1 pseudogene is annotated in these 629 nt (G+C 43.6%); it reads left to right on the top strand.

From position 1 onward, the window contains the following. Nucleotides 1-135: 135 nt before the first annotated feature. Nucleotides 136-629, top strand: a pseudogene (locus R8O11_RS28840) (diguanylate phosphodiesterase); the annotation flags it as partial.

Below are 629 nucleotides of genomic sequence, written 5' to 3'. Positions count from 1 at the left end.
TCTAAAATGGTTGTCTGATTTTCGAGAACACCCACCTTACAATCTGGTTACAATTTGCAAAAAATATATCATCCGTTCAGTACCGTTTAGGTAAGCAACGTTTGTAGGGACACAAACGGAAGTCGAAGAACCATAATGAAATTAAGCAATCGAGTTATCTTGCTTGTCGCACCCGTGATCATTTTGAGTGCGCTGGTATCGAGTTACATCATCTATAGCATTCAAAAAGTAACACTCATCAAGCGCGAAGATAGCTACATACAACTTCAGATGGAAAACTGGCGGGGCAATTTCGACAAGCCAATATTTTTCTTAACAGCTATGCGTACACGCTGAGTAAAAGTGATGTGCTGCAGGACTATTTTATCAATCACGACAATCCCTACCGTGAGCGAGTGCTTTTTAGCCGCTTGGATGAAACCGCTGATGTCCTGAGTCATGGTTATAAAGGGGATGTGAGCATGGCTATCCTCGACGGCAAACAAAATCTGCTTTATTACACCGAAAACCAATATTACGAATCGTCCGGCGTTGTTGACCCAAAGGTGCTGGAGTACATAGCAACCAGCTTCGCGGCTCGTGGTGAATACAGCCACACAGGGTTCATTTATAACTCCAGTGGCCAAAGC

This window comes from Vibrio sp. 1288, from assembly GCF_033344475.1.
This window is presented reverse-complemented; position numbering and strand designations above follow the sequence as displayed.